We start from the raw sequence: 18,764 nt of genomic DNA on the forward strand, positions 1-18,764 counted from the left end.
GGTTAGTAGCCGAAAGTTAGAACTAATCGAGTGGCTGAAAGAAAATCAATTTAGAAAGTTTTCTAAAAATTTGGCTTAGCCAATGATCATTCCGGCGATAGTTGCGGAAAGCAGGGACGCAAGGGTTCCCCCGATCAGGGCTTTTATTCCGAATTCGGAAAGGGTTTTACGCTGACCAGGAGCCAGTGAACCAATTCCACCGATCTGTATCCCGATCGAAGCGAAATTCGCAAATCCGCAGAGCATATAAGTAGCCATGATGACCGACTTTTCGTACTGAAGACTCAGTGCATTTACAGGGTTTTTCAATTCTGCCAGCTGGATGTAACCTACGAATTCACTCGCCGCCAGCTTGATTCCCAATAATTGCCCCATGAGCATGACATCTTCCTTGGCTACCCCAATAAGCCACATTAAAGGCGCAAAGATCAGCCCGAGGATGGATTCCAGCGAAAATTTGGAATACGGGGTATATTCCGCGATTAAAGAATTCAAGGTGGTAAGGCCACCAACATACCCGAGAATATAGTTGATCATGGCGATAAATGCGATAAATACCAGTAGCATTGCCGCCACGTTTGCTGCCAGTTTTAAACCTTCAGTAGTACCATTTGCAATAGCATCCAGGATGTTTGAACCGATGCTTTCCGAAGAAACCGATACGTCTGTATTCACTTTTTCGGTTTGCGGATAAAGTATTTTTGAAACTACGATCGCACCAGGTGCCGCCATTACTGAAGCGGTCAATAAATGCTTGGCGAACTGCAATCGCAATTCAGGATCGTCGCCGCCCAGGAAGCCGATATACGCCGCCAGCACACCACCGGCAACCGTCGCCATACCGCCAATCATTACCAGCAGGATTTCTGATCGCGTCATGCGCTCGAGGTAGGCTTTGATCATTAAGGGAGCTTCGGTTTGGCCAAGGAAAATATTCCCGGCAACGCTTAAACTTTCCTGTCCTGAAATTCCTAAAAGTTTGGTGAGCACCCAGGCCATTCCTTTTACCACAACCTGGATGATTCCGAAGTAGAAAAGTACCGAGGTTAGTGCGGAAAAGAAAATTACGGTGGGCAGGATCTGGAAAAGGAAAATAAAGCCGAAACTGTCGGTATTCATCAGGTCGCCTAATAAAAATTCGCTTCCCGCCATGGTGAAATCGAGGATCAGGACAAAGATTTTTCCAACAAATTCAAATACTTTTTGAACGATCGTGACTTTCAGGACGCCAATGGCCAGTAGCAGCTGGGCTGCCAGCCCAAGTCCCACGGTTTTCCAGTTAATACCACGACGATTGCTGCTGAAGAGGAATGCGATCACAATTAAAGAGAACATTCCCAAAACCCCACGCAGGATGCTGGAAAGAGTGAGCCCCTGGCTGGGAATGATTTCTTTGGAAACTTCTGCAGGAACTACTTCCTGAACTTCCGGATCCCTCGCCTGAAAATTGAAATTTTCACCCCCCATATTCAAGCTCATGGCATTGTCTTCAAGTGCTGCAACTCGAACGTGCTGTATGGAATCTTGCGGGAAATTGTAAAAAAGGACCAGTAAATTATTCTGATATAGATAATCGCCTTGGGCAAGTGTATCTTCTTCTTTTAAAAAACTGAATTTCCCTTCATTGAAATGCAACTCACTGGCACCGCCAAATCGTTGTTGCTGGATGCTGTCGTTTTGCTGGAATTCCCAGGTTTTGGATATGGTTTGAGAAAGAGCTGATGAGATGGAAAATACGATCAGGAGTAGGGCACACCAGGTTCTGTTCATGCTGTATTATTTTCTTTTGGAGATTTCGTCCCGAATGCGGGCCGCTTTTTCGTAATCTTCTTTGGCAACGGCCTGTGAAAGCATTTCATTCAGCTCAGAAACAGACAATTTCCGGTAATCTGAATCATCCTCGTCTTCACCCTGAAGCTCGATTTCTTCCTGCAGCAATTCTTCTGAAATGATCTCTTCTTTCTCCTTCTCCTGTTGTTCTCGCTGGGCTTCTTCGGCTTTTAAATAGATCCCGGCTTTGTCCAGGATATTTTTATAAGTAAAAATTGGCGCATTGAATCGCAGGGCCAGGGCGATTGCATCGCTGGTTCGGGCATCGATGATTTCCTCGATACCGTCGCGTTCGCAAATTAGGCTGGAATAAAATACACCGTCTACCAGTTTGTGAATGATCACCTGCTTTACCACAATTTCGAACCTGTCAGAAAAATTCTTGAACAGGTCGTGTGTAAGCGGTCTGGGCGGCTTAATTTCTTTTTCCAGGGCAATGGCGATTGACTGGGCTTCGAAAGCACCAATGACTATTGGTAATTTTCGTTCCCCGCCAACTTCATTCAATATAAGAGCGTATGCTCCGTTCTGCGTTTGACTATAAGATATTCCTTTAATATTCAGGCGCACTAAACTCATACATCAATAAATTAAAAAGGCTGTCTAAATAGGGCAATTTACCGAATTTAGACAGCCCTTTTACGGGTCGCAATTTATGAAAATTATGCGTTTTTCTCCTTAAATTCCTTCAATTTTTCATTCAACTTCGGAACCACTTCAAAAGCATCGCCTACAACCCCATAATCTGCGGCCTTAAAGAATGGCGCATCGGGATCATTATTGATCACCACCTTGGTTTTTGCCGCGTTGATACCAGCAAGATGCTGAATCGCCCCAGAAATACCTACCGCTATATAGAGGTTAGAAGCAACCGGTTTACCGGTCTGGCCTACGTGCTCGCTGTGTGGTCTCCAGCCCATATCACTCACAGGCTTGGAACAGGCAGTTGCCGCACCGAGTATATCAGCCATTTCTTCGATCATCCCCCAGTTTTCCGGCCCTTTGAGGCCGCGACCTCCGGAAACAACGATCTCTGCATCGGCGATGGTGACTTTATCTGTAGCTTTATCCACACTTTGCACTTCTACATCAAAATCGTGCGCATCCAGGTTTGGACTGAAAGCTTCTTCGGAAGCAGAGGCATTGCTCTCTACCAGGCCAAAAGCATTCTTGGCAAGGCCAATGATCTTTTTATCGGTAGCGATTTTGGTAAAACTGAAAGCCTTATTGGAAAAAGCGTTTCTCTTTACGGTAAAAGGTTCCGTACTTTCTGGAACTCCTACCACATTCGACGCGTATCCGGCTTCCATTTGAACAGCCAGAAGTGGAGCCAGGTATTTGGCATTGGCGCTTTGGCTAACTACCACTACACTGCTGCCCTCTTTTTCAGCAGCCTGTTTGATGGCATCTGAATAGGCTTCAGCATTGAATTTTGCTAATTTATCATTTGATACTTTCAGGACCTTTTCCACACCGTATTTTCCAAGTTCGGAAGTTTCTTCTGCATTGAAAGTGATAGCGGTCACGGAAGCGCTCATTTTCTCAGCCACTGCTTTGGCATAGGAGGCTACTTCCAGTCCTGCTTTCTTGATTTTTCCTTCTTCTGATTCTATATATACTAAAACTGACATTCTTTTAAATTTTAAAGATTATTACCTGATTTGGCTGAAATTTAGATCACCTTGGCCTCGTTGTGAAGCAGGTTGATCAATTCATCAAGATTATCTGGGTCAATCAGTTTTACCTCACCTTTTGGAGCCGGTTTTTCAAATTTAACCGCTTCCGTAGCCGAAGCAGCATTCGCTGGTTCCATCACGTTCAAAGGTTTTTTACGCGCCTGCATGATCCCTCTCATATTTGGAATTTTGAGGTCGCTTTCTTCAACCAAACCTTTTTGACCACCGATCACTAAAGGCAGTGCTGTGCTTAAAGTTTCTTTACCACCGTCGATCTCTCTGGTGGCGGTTGCTTTATCTCCTTCTATTTCTAGGCCAATACAGTTGTTTACAAAATTAGCCTTGATCATTTGTGCCAGCATTCCAGGCACCATTCCACCATTATAGTCGATAGATTCCCTTCCGGCAATGACCAGGTCGTAACCACCGTCTTTTACCACGTTGGCGAGTTCTTTAGCCACCTGAAAACCGTCTTTAGCTTCAGTGTTTACCCTGATGGCGCTATCAGCACCAATGGCGAGGGCTTTACGAAGCGTTGGTTCGGTTTCGGCGCCGCCAACATTGATGACGTCTACGGTTGCGCCCTGTTTTTCTTTGAACCACATGGCTCGGGTAAGACCAAATTCATCGTTCGGATTGATTACAAACTGAACACCATTGGTGTCGAACTTTGTATTATCATCCGTAAAGTTGATTTTTGAAGTAGTGTCTGGGACATGACTAATACATACCAGGATTTTCATATATAAAGTTCTTTTTTTAATAAAACGTTTTCGCTCACGAAGGTAACCAATTTTATAGAAAAAATGCTATGCATGCATAATAAATTTTTGGTAAATTCGGTTGGTGTTTTTGAAAAATTGTCAGAAAATTAAAATTATTCTGAATAAAATTCAATTTAACAGAAATTTTATTGGCAATTTGTTGTTGGAGCTGTTTCCGAAGTTTTCCTTTTTGGCAAAAAACCAAAATTTTGCCCGGCAAATATGGTATATACCTAAGTGAATTACTATTTTTGCTCTTCCAGAATTAAAACATTAAATAACAGAATGAGGACAATTCAATTTAGAGAAGCTGTTGCCGAAGCAATGAGCGAAGAAATGCGCCGCGACGAGAGTATTTACTTAATGGGTGAAGAAGTTGCCGAATATAATGGTGCTTACAAGGCCTCTAAAGGGATGCTTGACGAATTTGGGCCGGAGCGTGTGATCGATTCACCAATTTCTGAGCTTGGTTTCGCCGGGATCGGTATCGGTTCTGCGATGAACGGTAACAGACCGATCATTGAATTTATGACCTTTAACTTTTCACTGGTTGGAATTGACCAGATCATTAATAATGCTGCTAAAATGCGCCAGATGAGCGGTGGACAGTTCAATATTCCTATCGTTTTTCGTGGGCCTACCGGCAGTGCAGGGCAACTTGGTGCGACGCACTCGCAGGCTTTCGAGAGCTGGTATGCCAATACTCCGGGATTAAAGGTGATCGTGCCTTCCAACCCATATGATGCGAAAGGATTGCTGAAAGCGGCCATTAGAGATGACGATCCTGTGATCTTTATGGAGAGCGAGCAGATGTACGGTGATAAAGGGGAAGTGCCGGAAGAGGAATATGTAATTGAAATTGGTAAGGCCGATATTAAAAGAGAAGGAAATGATGTGACCATCGTTTCTTTTGGAAAGATCATTAAAGAAGCCTACGCCGCTGCCGATAAACTGGAAGAAGAAGGTATCTCCTGTGAGATCATCGATCTTCGTACCGTTCGACCAATGGATCATGATGCCATTATCGAATCTGTGAAGAAAACAAACCGACTGGTAATTTTGGAAGAAGCATGGCCTTTTGGAAATGTGGCTACTGAAATTACTTACCAGGTGCAAAGTAAAGCATTCGATTTTCTGGATGCACCAATCGTAAAACTGAATACCGCCGATACTCCGGCACCATATTCACCGGTTCTGCTTAAAGAATGGTTACCGAATAGCGAAGATGTTGTTAAAGCTGTGAAAAAGGTAATGTATAAGTAGACCTAATCAACTTATCTTTGACTCCATCTTTTTAGATGGAGTTTTTTTTTACCCAAACATGAACAAACAAGCAGTTCTCTATAGCATTTTCCTACTCTTTGGTTTTATCGCTTTTTCCCAGACAAAGGTTGGGGGAGTGGTCAAAGATTCCAGCGGGGAAACCGTCCCATTCGCTAATGTGGTTTTTAAGAATTCTTCGGAAGGAACCACGAGTAACGAAAATGGCGAATTTTACCTCCAGTCTTCCAGTTCTTATGATACCATCACCATTTCCTTTATAGGATATGCTACTCGGGATGTGGCGCTTCAGAAGGCGGTTAATATGAACCTGGAAATCATCCTTCAGGAGGAAGCTTCATCACTTGACGAAGTGGTGATCTACCGCGGAAAAACACCGAAAAAGGGTAACCCGGCAATCGAAATTCTGAAAAAAGTATGGGCCAATCGGCGTAAAAACGGGGTGTATGCTTTTGATCAGTACGCTTACCGAAAATATGAAAAACTGGAATTCGACCTGAATACCATTGATAGTTCCGTCATTAATAACAGGATTTTTAACGGGATGGAATTTATTTTCGATTATGCCGATACCAACCGGGTTACCGGTAAAACCTATCTGCCCATGTTCATTAATGAATCCCTGAACGAGGTCTATGGAGATAATACGATCAATGAGAAAAAAGAAGTCTTACTGGGGAATAAGAATTCCGGTTTCAACCAGAATAGAAACCTGATCGATTTCGTGAAAGGCTTTTATGATGACTATGATATTTATAAGAATTACATCAAATTTTATGATAAGAGTTTTGTAAGCCCGGTTTCCACCAACGGGATCGACACCTATAATTATGTCCTGGCAGATAGTGCCTATATTCAGGAGAAATGGTGTTACAAGATTGTGTACTATCCACGCCGAAAAAATGAACTCACTTTTAGCGGAGATTTTTGGGTGAACGATACGACCTGGGCGGTGAAGCAGATCAATATGGAAACCAGCCCGAGCGCCAATATTAACTGGGTGAAGCAGGTGTACATCGAGCAGGAATATGATGTTTTAAATGACTCTATCTTCCTGATCAATCGGGACTTTTTTCAGGCAGATTTTGGGTTGAACAAGAAAAAAGATTCTCGGGGCGTCTATTCTAAGCGTACCATACTCTACAACGATTACCAGTTCAATAAAAAGAAACCGGCATCATTTTACCAACAGGAAGTTTATAATCCGCAGAACCAGGCCTATGACCGCAGTGATGAATTCTGGGCTCAGAACAGGATGGAGGAGCTGAATAAGGATGAGAAAGGGATCTATACCATGTTGGATACGCTAACTAAAACAAAGGCTTTCAACAGGCTGTATGATATCGCGACCATTGCACAATCTGGTTATGTGGAAATGAACGGATGGGATTATGGCCCAATTTACAGTACTTTCGGTTTCAACGATGTGGAAGGAATGCGGTTGAGGTTTGGAGGCCGAACCTATTTCGGTCAGAATGACCTTTGGCGAATCGAAGGTTATGGAGCCTATGGTTTTAAAGATGATAAGCTGAAGTATGGAATTTCAGGAAAAGTACTGCTCGATCCAAAGTCCAGGCTGATCATTTCCGGGGGGAACCGAAGGGATGTGGAGCAACTTGGTACGAATTTGACCAATTCAACCGATGTTCTTGGTCGAAGCCTCGCTTCTTCGTCCCTCATCAATGTAGGCGCAAACGATAAATTAAGCAGCATCAATCTTTCGGTTTTCGCTATTTCCATGGAACCACTGAAGAATTTTACGCTTCGGGTAGGGTCCAGCTATCGCGAGATCAAACCGGCCTCACCTGGTTTTAGCCTGGCATACTATACAGATGCCTCCCGTACCAGGACCGATTCTATCATCAACCAGTCTGAAATTTCTACTATTCTAACTTTTACTCCGGGAAGGAAGACCTCGGGTTATGGCGTCGAACGGCAGATCGTGAACGATGAAGAATTTCCGACCATTTTCCTGAGTTACAGTCTTGGGGTAAAAGAAATCCTGAATTCCGATTTTGATTATAAGAAACTGCAGTTATTTTATAACCAGCCGTTATTGATAGGAGGGCTGGGGCGTTCCAATCTCAGCATCGAGGCCGGGAAAACCTTTGGGGATATCCCTCTTGGCCTGTTGAGCGTGGTTCCTGGGAACCAGACCTATTTCGCGATGTACAATACTTTTCCAACCCTGAACTACTACGAATTTGTGACCGATTCGTATGCGGCGGCACATTTTGACCATAATTTCAACGGAAGATTTTTTTCCAGAATTCCCTTACTGCGCAAGCTGAATCTAAGAGAATTGGTTGGCTTTAGGGCTGTTTGGGGAGATATTTCTGAAGGTAGCAGGGAAATTGATGCTTCCGGGTTGCCGCTTCGGGTGCCGAACCAGGACCCATTCTATGAATACAGCGTGGGAATAGGCAATATTTTCAAGATCCTGCGCATCGATGCCCATTTCCGCGGAAATTATTTCGATGTTCCTGATGCAAGATCCTTTGCAATTACGGCAGATTTCGGTTTTCACTTTTAGTTAAGGTTTTAAAGCCTGAATTTGACTATCTTTGCACCCCTTAATTATAATGTAGAAAATAAAGAAAAATGTCTGAGAATTTTGACACTTTTGATGTACTGATTGAAATACCGAAAGGAAGCCGAAACAAATACGAATACGACTTCGAACTGAAAAAGGTACGTTACGACAGGATGATCTTTTCTTCCATGATGTATCCTGCAGATTACGGATTTATTCCTGAAACCCTTGCGCTGGACGATGACCCGCTGGATGTGCTGGTCTTGGTTACAGAACCAACCTTCCCGGGTGTGGTCATGCAATGTAAGGCGATTGGCGTTTTCCATATGGCTGATGAAAAAGGTCCTGATGAGAAGATCATCTGTGTACCGGTTTCAGATCCTATCTGGAACAGGCTTACAGATCTTCGTGAACTGAATGGCCACATGATCAAGGAAATAGAACATTTCTTTAAAGTGTATAAAGACCTTGAAAAGAAAAAAGTAGATACCGGTGATTTCGGAAATGCAGAAGAAGCTCGAAAAATTATCAAGGAATGCGTGCAACGCTACGAAAACTATGAAGGCGATAAGTCGCGTTTTCAGATTGCGTAACAATTCCCTAAATATATTATCATTCTAAAAGCAATAACCTTAAAAAGTTATTGCTTTTTTAATTATATCCGATTTTATTACATTAGTGCGCATTTAATATTTAATTAACAAACACAAACGCAAATATGGAAGCACTAATGATTTATATGCCTGCTGTTTTGGCAATAATCGGACTCATTTATATGTGGTCTAAAAGATCCTGGGTGATGAAACAGGATTCCGGCGACGGAAAAATGAAAGATATTTCATCGCATATTTACGAAGGCGCCCTCGCTTTCCTGAAAGCAGAATATAAATTATTGACCATTTTCGTGATCGTAGCCAGTTTGGCCTTACTCGCGATTGCCTATTTTGTGCCAACCACCCACTGGCTCATTATCATCTCGTTCATTTGCGGAGCGATATTTTCAGCCCTTGCTGGGAATATGGGAATGCGAATCGCCACCCAGTCAAATGTTCGAACCACTCAGGCCGCGAGAACCAGTTTGCCAAAAGCGCTAAATGTTTCATTTGGTGGAGGTACGGTCATGGGGCTGGGTGTTGCCGGTTTAGCCGTTTTAGGCCTTACCGGTTTCTTCATTTTGTTCTTTAATTATTTCATGGGCGGTGTCTGGACTTCTACGGAAGAAATGACCGTCGTTCTGGAAACTCTGGCCGGTTTCTCTCTTGGAGCCGAGTCGATCGCACTTTTTGCCCGTGTAGGGGGTGGGATCTATACCAAGGCGGCAGATGTTGGAGCGGATCTGGTAGGAAAAGTGGAAGCCGGTATCCCTGAAGACGATCCTCGTAATCCGGCCACTATTGCTGATAACGTAGGCGACAACGTGGGTGACGTTGCCGGTATGGGAGCCGATCTTTTTGGAAGTTATGTGGCAACCGTACTCGCGGCCATGGTGCTTGGTAATTACATTATCGAGGATATGGGCGGAGATATCACTGCTGAAGGTTTTGGCGGAATAGGCCCCATTCTCTTACCAATGGCGATCGCCGGGGTGGGAATTATTATTTCGATCATCGGGACTTTATTGGTACGTATCAAATCGAATGACGCCAAGGAAGCTGAAGTGCAAAAAGCTTTGAATATTGGTAACTGGTTCTCCATTTTCCTGGTTGCCGTAGCCAGTTTCTTCCTCGTAAAATGGATGTTGCCTTCCCAGCCAATGTCCATGGGATTCTTTGAAGGAGGTGCCGATGGATTTGAATTCAAGGAGATTTCCTCGATGCGCGTGTTCTATGCAACGCTTATCGGGATCATCGTGGGGGGAGTGATCTCTGCGGTAACCGAATATTATACAGGTTTAGGCAAAAAACCCGTGCTTGGAATCGTTCAGAATTCCAGTACCGGTGCGGCGACCAATATCATTGCCGGACTTTCAACCGGAATGATCTCCACTTTCTTTTCGATATTACTTTTTGCCGTTGCGATCTGGGCATCTTATGCTTTTGCTGGTTTCTATGGGGTCGCACTTGCGGCTTCTGCGATGATGGCAACGACTGCCATGCAGCTGGCTATCGATGCCTTTGGGCCTATTGCTGATAATGCTGGTGGTATTGCGGAAATGAGTGAACTGCCTTCGGAAGTTCGGGAAAGAACCGATATTTTAGATTCAGTAGGAAACACTACCGCTGCGACCGGGAAAGGTTTTGCGATCGCTTCAGCCGCGCTCACTTCTTTGGCGCTGTTTGCTGCCTACGTGACTTTTACAGGAATTGACGGAATCAATATTTTTAAAGCACCAGTTCTTGCGATGCTATTTGTGGGTGGAATGGTGCCCGTAGTATTTTCAGCATTGGCAATGAGCTCGGTAGGAAAAGCGGCCATGCAGATGGTTCGGGAAGTACGAAGACAATTCAAGGAAATTCCCGGGATTATGGAAGGAACTGCCAAACCACAATATGATAAATGTGTGGAAATTTCCACAACGGCAGCCTTGAAAGAAATGTTGCTTCCCGGGGTGATCACCATTGGTTTCCCGATCGCGATCGCATTCCTGCCAATGATTTTCGGCTATGCCAATATTGAAATTGCGGAAATGCTAGGCGGTTATATGGCCGGGGTAACCGTTAGTGGTGTACTTTGGGCAATTTTTCAGAACAATGCGGGAGGAGCCTGGGATAATGCGAAGAAATCTTTTGAGGCTGGAGTGATGATCAATGGAGAAATGACTTATAAGGGTTCTGATGCGCATAAAGCCGCGGTAACCGGTGATACGGTGGGAGACCCGTTTAAAGACACTTCTGGGCCATCCATGAACATTTTGATCAAGCTTACCTGCCTTATTGGCCTGGTGCTGGCGCCAATCCTGGGCGGTCATACGGAAGGAGAAACTCCTCAGCCGGGAGTTGAAACCTCCATGATCTCTCAGCAAAAAGAGCTGAAAGTACAGTTAACGAGCCAGAATGACCAAACGGTGGCCAGGGTTGAAGTTACCTCGGTTGAAAATGGTAAGAAAGAGGTCAAGACATACAACTTCACCGGAACAGAGGAGGAAGTGGAAGCCGAAATAGAGAATTTGAAATAACGTTTGGCGTTAAAAATAGAAAAATCCCCTGTTAGCAACAGGGGATTTTTTGTTTTAGGCCACCGGAAATTTCATAATGCCGGTTCCGTTCATTTCTGTAAGGTTCAGCTTTACCTTGTGCTTGTGTTCCATTAGGATTTCGCGAACGCAGCCATGATTAATTTTCGATAGATACTTCAGGTATTTATTGAGGGCTTTCGTTTCCCGCTTGTAGACATCGGTATAATTCAAACGCATCTTGTAATGCAGGTACAGGTGCGAAACCTGGCATTTCTTCCGCTGGTAGAAATTCAATAATTCCGAATCTGGTAAAGGTGAAATTTCCTTTTTTAACTGGTCGATCAGGTGTTCAATCTGCTCGATGAACATTTTTTTCTGCTCAAAAAGCCGCAGGTAAAAATTCTTCAGCATGAGTCGCTTTTCGTGGTCGTGAGCGACTTTGTAAATGTATGCGCTTTTAAAATTCGTTCTTCTCAGCTTTTCGAGATAATTGATGGTTTTTCTTTTTTCCGCCAATCTCATTACTATCCTCCCCCTTTATTTTTATGCCTCACAAAATTAATCGGAAGCCTGCTACGAAGCCATTTTTTTAACCATTTTAACCCCCTTTTAAACTTTTTTTATCAGGAAAAAGCCGACTAAAATCTGTTACCACGGAAAACTCCTGAAGATCATAAAATTGACATTCTTATGATTAGTAGCTTCTTAAGAATTTGGGTTAAATCATAGTTAACGAAGTCTTTACGTCCATTAAAAATCCTTAACAAATCGTAGCTTTAACAGGACTTCAAATTATTTTACAATGGCTAAGGATCACGGAAACCAGATTAAAAATGACGAACAATATGAAAAGCTTCGCGATAAAGGGATGAGTAAGGAAAAAGCAGCACGAATCGCCAACGATTCCCAATCCGGAGTAAAAGGTGGAAAGGCCAAAAAATATGAAGATCGCACGAAAGACGATCTTTACGAAGAAGCAAAGAAGGTGGGAATTGAAGGTCGTAGTGAGATGTCTAAAGATGAATTGATCAAAGCTTTAAGAAACAACTGATATGAGATCGATCTGGAATGGTTCAATTAGTTTCGGACTGGTTTCCATACCGGTCAAATTGTATTCTGGTTCCGAAGACCGGAAACTGGATCTCGATATGCTGGATAAAAGCGATCATGCTCGTATTCGCTATAAGCGGGTGAACGAAAATTCGGGAAAAGAGGTGGAATGGAAAAATATCGTCAAAGGTTTCAAAAAGGAAGAAGGCTATGTGATCCTGGAGGATGAAGACTTTGAAAAGGCTAACATGAAGAAAAGTAAGACCATCGATATTGAAGAATTTATCGATGAAGAAGAAGTGGCTGATGTGCTTTTCAAAAAACCTTATTTCATAGAACCACAAAAGGAAGGTGGAAAATCGTACAATTTACTTCGCGATGCGCTTAAGAAGACCGGCAAACTTGGTGTAGCCACTTTCGTCATGCGGCAAAAGGAACATTTGAGCCTCGTGGGAGTTTATAAAAATGTGCTGGTGTTGCACGTGATCCGGTTCAATGACGAGATCAGAAACCCTAAAGACCTCAAGATTTCGACTACCAAGGTCAAACCGAAAGAAGTGGAGATGGCAGTTTCGCTTATTGAGCAATATACTTCCAAATTCGATCTCAAAAAGTACAAAGACGTTTACAATGATCAGTTGTTGAAAATTATTGAATCCAAAGCAACTGGCGAGGTGCAGGAAGTTGAAGAATATGACAGCAAACCAACGCCTGCTAAAGATTTGATGGCTCAGCTCAAAGCCAGTCTGGAAAAGAAAAAGAAAAAAAGCAAAGCATCGTAAAAGATGTCTCTCGAGGAATACCAAAAAAAGCGGAATTTTTCTAAAACTCCTGAACCAAAAGCGGAGGTCGACGCTTCGAACAAAGGTCGGTTCGTGGTGCAGCGCCATGAGGCAACACGTTTGCATTACGATTTACGGCTGGAAATTGATGGCGTCCTCAAAAGCTGGGCCGTTCCTAAAGGGCCTTCCATGAGCCATCGCGATAAGCGCCTGGCGGTGGAAACCGAGGACCATCCTGTAAAATACCTGCATTTTGAAGGGAATATTCCGAAGGGAAATTACGGCGCTGGCGATATGTGGATCTGGGATGAGGGACTTTTTTATTCGGGCACAAAGGATTCGGATCTTTCCAATGCTTATAAAAATGGCGATTTAAAACTGGTCTTTAATGGTAAAAAGCTGAAAGGTGAATTTGCACTTGTGAGAACCAACAGGAAAGAAACGCAGAATCACTGGTTACTTATCAAGAAAAAAGATGATTTTTCAACCGATCTTAATTATGATGCGGAAGATTACTTTTCTGGAAAAGCAAAACCTGAAACCCGATCTACCTTAAAACTCCGTGACCCGGTACAGCCCATGCTGGCTACTCCGGCTAAAGAAATTTTTAACGATCCGGGCTGGATTTACGAATTAAAATGGGATGGTTACCGATTGATCACGCATGTTAGCGACGGCCAGGTCTATATTCATTCCCGAAACGGTATATCGTACAATTCCAAATTCCCGAACCTGGTCCAGGACCTGGAACAGATCCCGCAGGATGTGGTCCTGGATGGGGAAGTCGTGGTGCTGGATGAAGAAGGAAAACCGCTGTTTCAGGAGCTTCAGAATTATTCCTCAAAAACCAAAGGAGCGCTTCGATATTATGTTTTTGATATGCTGTTTCTGAACGGGCACAGCATGCTGGATCTCCCGCTCACTCAGCGAAAATCACTAATTCCGGAAGTTTTGGAAGATACGCAACTGGCCATCTATTGTGATCACATTGAGTCCCTGGGGACTGCATTTTACAATAAAGCGATCGAAGCCGGACTGGAAGGTGTAATTGCCAAAAAAGCCGATTCTTTGTATGATCCTGGCAGAAGGTCTGAAAACTGGTTGAAGATCAAAGCTGTTGAGAGCCTGGAAGCGGTGATCTGCGGGTATACTGATTCGAAAGCTACCCCGTTTGGATCCCTGATATTAGGTGTTTTTGAAAATGACGAACTGCGTTATATCGGGAACTGCGGAACGGGTTTTTCGGTTTCACAACAACAGGAAATCCTGAATAAACTGGAGCCCTTTCAGCAGGAAACGAGTCCGTTTTCCCGGAAGATCAAGCTAAAAGGTCGCAAGCCGAACTGGACAGCGCCGGAAGTGATCTGCGAGGTGAATTTTTCAGAATGGACCAGGGATGAGCATCTAAGACATCCGGTTTTTAAAGCGATCAGGGAAGATAAGCTGCCAGCGGAAATAACCATTCCGAAGCAACAACAGGCTGAAAATATCCAAAATAAAGAAACCACTTCTGATAATACCCTGGAAATTGACGGCAGGAAACTGAAGCTGACCAACCTGGACAAAGTGTACTGGCCCGATTCGGGTTTGCGGAAGTATGACCTGATCGATTACTATTTGCAGGTGGCTGATTATATTTTGCCTTACCTCAAGGATCGTCCTGAAAATATGCATCGTCATCCCAACGGAATTGGCAGGCCAGGATTTTACCAGAAAGACAATGAGGGTTTGCTGGAAGACTGGGTGGAAACTACCAGAATCCATTCAAAATCGGCTGCAAGGGATATAGAATATTTGCTGTGTCAGGATGAGGCCACCCTGTTATATATGGCCAATCTTGGATGCATTGAGATCAATCCGTGGAATTCAACGATTCACAATCTGGATCGTCCAGATTATGCGGTAATTGATCTGGATCCTTCTGATAAAAATACTTTGGAAGAGGTGATTGAAGTGGCCCAGGTGGCACGTGAAATTCTCGAAAATATCGAGGTTCCGGCTTACTGCAAAACTTCCGGTTCCAGCGGACTCCATATTTACCTGCCTCTGGGGGGCAATTATTCTTACGATGAAGCGAGGGATTTTACAAAACTGGTTTGTTATTATATTCAGGAGCAAACCAAAAAGCTTACCAGTATGGAGCGGGTGATCAAAAACCGCAAAGGAAAGATCTATCTGGATTATCTTCAGAACAGGCGGGGGCAAACGCTCGCTTCGGCTTACTGCGTGCGTCCTAAAAAATCAGCTCCGGTTTCAGCTCCCCTGGAGTGGAAAGAAGTTAAAAAAGGTTTGAAAATTCAGGATTTCAACCTGAAAAATATGCCGGAGCGGCTTCAGCAAAAGGGAGACCTTTTCAGCCCGGTACTTTCCGAAGGATTAAACATGGAAAAGGCCATAGAGGCACTGGAAGGCCTATAATATTAAAATATTGATAAAATGAATAAGCTGCCTGCCTTGTTGTGCCCATAATCTGTAAATTGACTGAAACTACTTATTGCATGGTCAAACGCTTTAAAAAACTTATTGGCAGGTATCGCAATTTGGAACAGGTTTACGTGGTACCGTATCGCAGTTATGGTACCTACTCGCACCTATATATCAAGGGAAGGGCGCTCGATAATGAACCGCTGAAGATCATTCAGGACCAGTCAGTTTTCAAAACCATCAAAAATACCTGGAAGCAGTTCGATAGTTTTGAGATCCCCGATGCCAAGATCGAATTACAGATCAGGGACCAGCTGGATGTACTCACGAAGACCAATGATGAAGGTTATTTTTTGATCGATAAGACCATCGAGCAGAATCTTGCGGAACATGCTACGGAAGAAGGCTGGGTGAGTTATCATATTTTTTACCGAAGTGAACTGGAAGAACGTACAGAATTACTGGGCGATCCCTTCGAAGGGGAGTTTCTCGTTCCGCCGGTTGATGCGGAATTTGGGGTCATTAGTGATATTGATGATACGATCCTGCATACAGGTGTTACCTCTTTCCTGAAATGGCGACTGCTGAAAAATTCCCTGCTTACGAATGCATACGCCCGAATTCCGTTAAAAGGTGCTCCGGAATTTTATCAGAAATTACACCTGGGCGCTTCCGGTAAGAACAAGAACCCGATGTTCTATCTCAGTAACAGTCCGTGGAATTTATATGAATATCTGAAGTTGTTCCTTGATCATAATGAATTTCCCAAAGGAGCTATTTTATTACGCGATCTCCGTACGCCTTTTGAAAGTGCCGTAAAACCTGAAAAACCACATAAGCAAAAAGAAATCACCAATATTCTGAAGACCTATCCCGATATGAAATTTATCCTGATAGGGGACAGCGGTGAACATGACGCATCAATTTATACTGATATAGCCGCACAGTATTCAGACAGGATCCTGGCGATCTATCTAAGGAGTGTTCGACACAAAAAACGAATGCAACGGGTTCGCAGCCTGATCGATAATTTTGATACGGTGCCGGTCATGATGGTGGAAAAATCCCAGGATGCAGTAGATCATGCCCGGGAAAACGGTTGGATCAAATAAAAAAATCCCGGTGGTGTACCGGGATTTCATATAAATCTAAATGCTTTTCATTTTAACTGGGATCGATGCTCGTTCCCACTGCCGCACGCTGATTTTTTGGTGATTTTCTGGGCATGGTACTGAAAATGTGGTCCCATAGAGGAGAAGATACTCCAAAAGCCCTGTCTGGCTCGCGATAGTGGTGAATACTATGGTGGTGCCATAAAGTCTTCAGGAAATTGTTCGGAACCTTAAAAGCGTGCACCGAATAGTGTACGGCCAGATAGGCGGCATACCCAATGAGGAAACCGGCTAAAAATCCGAATACAAAATCTCCCAGGACAGCCCGATAAATAATGAACAATACCGTGGCGATCACCAAACTAAGTACCGGAGGCATGGCCAGTCTAGATTTGTCTTTGGGATAATCATGGTGTACCCCGTGCATCGTATACGATAACTTCTGTTTTCTCGGCGTGGTGGCCGGGATATGGTACAGGTAACGGTGCATGATGTATTCTATCAGGGTGAAAAAGAATAGTCCCGCAAAGAACAGGGCGATCATCATAGGTACCTGAAATCCTTTTTCAATAATCCCGTAATAGACCAATGCTGCTGAGATCACTCCGAAGATGATCAATGGGATTGAAATATGCGTATGTGTTAATTTTTCGAGGATCGGGTTGTCGAACAACTTTGGTGATCCTTTGTGTTTAGGTCTTTTCAGTTTTGTAGATTCCATAATTCTCTCTGCTTTTAAAAAAGTCCGTGCAACTCTCCATCGATCCTGTTAATGATGTTCCCAAGATCTTCCGGATTGTCTACAAAGTTAATATTATCAACGTCAATAATCAGTAAATTTCCTTTATCATATCCGTGTACCCAGGCTTCGTATCTTTCATTCAGCCTGCTGAGGTAATCAATCGAGATCGAATTCTCATAATCCCGGCCACGACTGTGAATCTGGGAAACCAGGTTTGGAATACTGCTACGCAGGTAAATCAGCAAATCTGGTCCCTGAACCACGCTTTCCATCAAATCGAACAAAGATTTATAATTTTCAAAATCGCGATTGGTCATAAGGCCCATGGCATGCAGGTTCGGCGCGAAGATGTAGGCATCTTCATAGATCGTACGATCCTGGATGATCTTTTTTCCGCTTTCGCGAATTTGAAGAATCTGCCGAAATCTGCTATTCAGGAAATAGATCTGTAGGTTGAACGACCATCGCTCCATTTTGTTGTAGAAATCTTCCAGATATGGATTCTCAAGAACATCTTCGAACTGCGGTTCCCATTTATAGTGTTTAGCTAATAATCTGGTCAACGTGGTCTTTCCCGCACCGATGTTTCCTGCGATGGCTACGTGCATAATTTAGAAATTTCTTTGGCTCTTTTTGCGGTGTAAAGATAAAAGAATTGTGTTAATGTGCAGGGCAATTTCCAGGTTCGGCCGATTTTTTTTGGCAAGATTAACAGAATCAGATTTCTGAAAAGCTTTTCGTAGAATGCCAATTTTTAACTTCAGAAAATATCCTGCATGCAGGGGGCGCAACGGGCATAGGTCCACAGGCAATCCAACAGGTCGGTAAGCATGTGAAAGAATAGACCAATGAACACTAGCCGAAGAACTTTATTTTTGGCAAAGATCATCCCTAAAACATAAATGGTGATAGCAAGCTCACTGTGTAAAGGATGAAAACCGATGGAGCATCGTTCAGGATCGAAAAAAGGCGTAGCAAGAAGGTGATCAAGATCTACTAACATGGTGGCGATTAAGATCAGCCAGTATTTTTTCCAGTTTTTGCGGTCGTAAAAATAGGCTATCAGACCTACAGCGAGAAAGTGAAGCGAATAATGTACAATCTGCTGGGTCACTCGCTTTCTTCTTTTTGATGGTTGGGAGAAGACCTTTCCGGTTTTAGGAGCTTGTTGAGTTTACGTTCCAATGCAATGTATCTTGAAATTCCCACGATCAGGAACAACACACAGAAAAATAATGACAAATAACCAACCCAAATGGTACTAATGCCCTGGTAATCCTTGACCTGAAGCAGGGCAATTCCGCCTATCAAAAGATATAGCGAAGCTTTGATATAAGAAAGTACTGTGCGCTCGTTGGCCAGTTTGGTGCGTTCGAGAGCCAGGTGTTCCCTGATCAGCTTTTCATCGATGATCCGGGTTTTGAAGGGGTTATGTAGGCGTACTTTGCGTTTCAT

The 18,764-nt window shown here is 43.5% G+C and carries 17 protein-coding genes; 8 read left to right on the forward strand and 9 right to left on the reverse strand.

Features of this window, described 5'->3' with window-relative positions; all coding sequences use genetic code 11:
- Positions 1–75: 75 nt before the first annotated feature.
- The 4 genes from GRFL_RS10225 to GRFL_RS10240 all read right to left on the reverse strand — a co-directional run bounded on the left by GRFL_RS10225 (position 76) and on the right by GRFL_RS10240 (position 4,249).
- On the reverse strand, positions 76–1,770 hold the full coding sequence (locus GRFL_RS10225; protein ID WP_083644527.1) for a NupC/NupG family nucleoside CNT transporter: 1,695 nt from the start codon (positions 1,768–1,770) through the stop codon (positions 76–78).
- 6 nt (positions 1,771–1,776) lie between these two features.
- Positions 1,777–2,409 (reverse strand): bifunctional nuclease family protein, encoded by a 633-nt coding sequence (locus GRFL_RS10230; RefSeq protein WP_083644528.1) that lies wholly within the window; start codon positions 2,407–2,409, stop codon positions 1,777–1,779.
- Positions 2,410–2,492: 83 nt separating this feature from the next.
- Positions 2,493–3,461, reverse strand: a complete 969-nt coding sequence (locus GRFL_RS10235) for an electron transfer flavoprotein subunit alpha/FixB family protein (RefSeq protein ID WP_083644529.1) — start codon at positions 3,459–3,461, stop codon at positions 2,493–2,495.
- Between the two features lie 41 nt (positions 3,462–3,502).
- Positions 3,503–4,249: an electron transfer flavoprotein subunit beta/FixA family protein gene (locus GRFL_RS10240; RefSeq protein ID WP_083644530.1), complete on the reverse strand. Its 747-nt coding sequence runs from the start codon at positions 4,247–4,249 to the stop codon at positions 3,503–3,505.
- A 306-nt stretch (positions 4,250–4,555) separates the two neighbouring features.
- Between GRFL_RS10240 and GRFL_RS10245 the strand changes: the two genes are divergently transcribed.
- The 4 genes from GRFL_RS10245 to GRFL_RS10260 all read left to right on the forward strand — a co-directional run bounded on the left by GRFL_RS10245 (position 4,556) and on the right by GRFL_RS10260 (position 11,199).
- Positions 4,556–5,533, forward strand: coding sequence for a pyruvate dehydrogenase complex E1 component subunit beta (locus tag GRFL_RS10245; RefSeq protein WP_083644531.1), 978 nt, complete (start codon positions 4,556–4,558; stop codon positions 5,531–5,533).
- A gap of 58 nt (positions 5,534–5,591) precedes the next feature.
- Complete coding sequence (locus GRFL_RS10250; protein WP_083644532.1) at positions 5,592–8,084, forward strand: DUF5686 and carboxypeptidase-like regulatory domain-containing protein; 2,493 nt, start codon at positions 5,592–5,594, stop codon at positions 8,082–8,084.
- A gap of 68 nt (positions 8,085–8,152) precedes the next feature.
- A complete protein-coding gene (locus GRFL_RS10255; RefSeq protein ID WP_083644533.1) occupies positions 8,153–8,677 on the forward strand; it encodes an inorganic diphosphatase in 525 nt (174 codons plus the stop codon).
- Between the two features lie 125 nt (positions 8,678–8,802).
- Positions 8,803–11,199, forward strand: coding sequence for a sodium-translocating pyrophosphatase (locus GRFL_RS10260; protein ID WP_083644534.1), 2,397 nt, complete (start codon positions 8,803–8,805; stop codon positions 11,197–11,199).
- Between the two features lie 54 nt (positions 11,200–11,253).
- Here GRFL_RS10260 and GRFL_RS10265 read toward each other — a convergent pair whose 3' ends face one another.
- Positions 11,254–11,721, reverse strand: a complete 468-nt coding sequence (locus tag GRFL_RS10265; protein WP_083644535.1) for a hypothetical protein — start codon at positions 11,719–11,721, stop codon at positions 11,254–11,256.
- A gap of 280 nt (positions 11,722–12,001) precedes the next feature.
- Here GRFL_RS10265 and GRFL_RS10270 point away from each other — a divergent pair, with 280 nt between their 5' ends.
- The 4 genes from GRFL_RS10270 (at position 12,002) to GRFL_RS10285 (ending at position 16,567) form a co-directional block, all read left to right on the forward strand.
- Entirely contained in the window at positions 12,002–12,250 is a 249-nt protein-coding gene (locus GRFL_RS10270; RefSeq protein WP_083644536.1) for a DUF7218 family protein, read from the forward strand.
- Position 12,251: 1 nt separating this feature from the next.
- The gene (gene ku, locus GRFL_RS10275; RefSeq protein WP_083644537.1) at positions 12,252–13,031 is read left to right on the forward strand and encodes a non-homologous end joining protein Ku; all 780 of its coding nucleotides are present in this window, start codon (positions 12,252–12,254) and stop codon (positions 13,029–13,031) included.
- A 3-nt stretch (positions 13,032–13,034) separates the two neighbouring features.
- A complete protein-coding gene (gene ligD, locus GRFL_RS10280; protein ID WP_083644538.1) occupies positions 13,035–15,449 on the forward strand; it encodes a DNA ligase D in 2,415 nt (804 codons plus the stop codon).
- Positions 15,450–15,529: 80 nt separating this feature from the next.
- The gene (locus tag GRFL_RS10285) at positions 15,530–16,567 is read left to right on the forward strand and encodes an App1 family protein (protein ID WP_083644539.1); all 1,038 of its coding nucleotides are present in this window, start codon (positions 15,530–15,532) and stop codon (positions 16,565–16,567) included.
- Between the two features lie 52 nt (positions 16,568–16,619).
- On the opposite strand, the gene GRFL_RS10290 is transcribed toward GRFL_RS10285, so the two are convergent.
- The 4 genes from GRFL_RS10290 to GRFL_RS10305 form a co-directional block, all read right to left on the reverse strand.
- Complete coding sequence (locus tag GRFL_RS10290; RefSeq protein WP_083644540.1) at positions 16,620–17,288, reverse strand: sterol desaturase family protein; 669 nt, start codon at positions 17,286–17,288, stop codon at positions 16,620–16,622.
- A gap of 14 nt (positions 17,289–17,302) precedes the next feature.
- Entirely contained in the window at positions 17,303–17,917 is a 615-nt protein-coding gene (locus tag GRFL_RS10295) for a deoxynucleoside kinase (RefSeq protein WP_083644541.1), read from the reverse strand.
- A 152-nt stretch (positions 17,918–18,069) separates the two neighbouring features.
- Positions 18,070–18,423, reverse strand: a complete 354-nt coding sequence (locus GRFL_RS10300) for a DUF6122 family protein (RefSeq protein ID WP_083644542.1) — start codon at positions 18,421–18,423, stop codon at positions 18,070–18,072.
- The gene (locus GRFL_RS10305; protein ID WP_083644543.1) at positions 18,420–18,764 is read right to left on the reverse strand and encodes a DUF202 domain-containing protein; all 345 of its coding nucleotides are present in this window, start codon (positions 18,762–18,764) and stop codon (positions 18,420–18,422) included. Before GRFL_RS10305 ends, GRFL_RS10300 begins: the two co-directional genes overlap by 4 nt.

The sequence above is a fragment of the Christiangramia flava JLT2011 genome, from assembly GCF_001951155.1.
Lineage (GTDB): Bacteria > Bacteroidota > Bacteroidia > Flavobacteriales > Flavobacteriaceae > Christiangramia > Christiangramia flava.

Bases quoted from the DNA above. Each gene is read 5' to 3' on its own strand.
- GRFL_RS10225 (WP_083644527.1), bottom strand. From the start codon at position 1,770: ATGAACAGAACCTGGTGTGCCCTACTCCTGATCGTATTTTCCATCTCA.
- GRFL_RS10230 (WP_083644528.1), bottom strand. From the start codon at position 2,409: ATGAGTTTAGTGCGCCTGAATATTAAAGGAATATCTTATAGTCAAACG.
- GRFL_RS10235 (WP_083644529.1), bottom strand. From the start codon at position 3,461: ATGTCAGTTTTAGTATATATAGAATCAGAAGAAGGAAAAATCAAGAAA.
- GRFL_RS10240 (WP_083644530.1), bottom strand. From the start codon at position 4,249: ATGAAAATCCTGGTATGTATTAGTCATGTCCCAGACACTACTTCAAAA.
- GRFL_RS10245 (WP_083644531.1), top strand. From the start codon at position 4,556: ATGAGGACAATTCAATTTAGAGAAGCTGTTGCCGAAGCAATGAGCGAA.
- GRFL_RS10250 (WP_083644532.1), top strand. From the start codon at position 5,592: ATGAACAAACAAGCAGTTCTCTATAGCATTTTCCTACTCTTTGGTTTT.
- GRFL_RS10255 (WP_083644533.1), top strand. From the start codon at position 8,153: ATGTCTGAGAATTTTGACACTTTTGATGTACTGATTGAAATACCGAAA.
- GRFL_RS10260 (WP_083644534.1), top strand. From the start codon at position 8,803: ATGGAAGCACTAATGATTTATATGCCTGCTGTTTTGGCAATAATCGGA.
- GRFL_RS10265 (WP_083644535.1), bottom strand. From the start codon at position 11,721: ATGAGATTGGCGGAAAAAAGAAAAACCATCAATTATCTCGAAAAGCTG.
- GRFL_RS10270 (WP_083644536.1), top strand. From the start codon at position 12,002: ATGGCTAAGGATCACGGAAACCAGATTAAAAATGACGAACAATATGAA.
- ku (WP_083644537.1), top strand. From the start codon at position 12,252: ATGAGATCGATCTGGAATGGTTCAATTAGTTTCGGACTGGTTTCCATA.
- ligD (WP_083644538.1), top strand. From the start codon at position 13,035: ATGTCTCTCGAGGAATACCAAAAAAAGCGGAATTTTTCTAAAACTCCT.
- GRFL_RS10285 (WP_083644539.1), top strand. From the start codon at position 15,530: ATGGTCAAACGCTTTAAAAAACTTATTGGCAGGTATCGCAATTTGGAA.
- GRFL_RS10290 (WP_083644540.1), bottom strand. From the start codon at position 17,288: ATGGAATCTACAAAACTGAAAAGACCTAAACACAAAGGATCACCAAAG.
- GRFL_RS10295 (WP_083644541.1), bottom strand. From the start codon at position 17,917: ATGCACGTAGCCATCGCAGGAAACATCGGTGCGGGAAAGACCACGTTG.
- GRFL_RS10305 (WP_083644543.1), bottom strand. From the start codon at position 18,764: ATGAAACGCAAAGTACGCCTACATAACCCCTTCAAAACCCGGATCATC.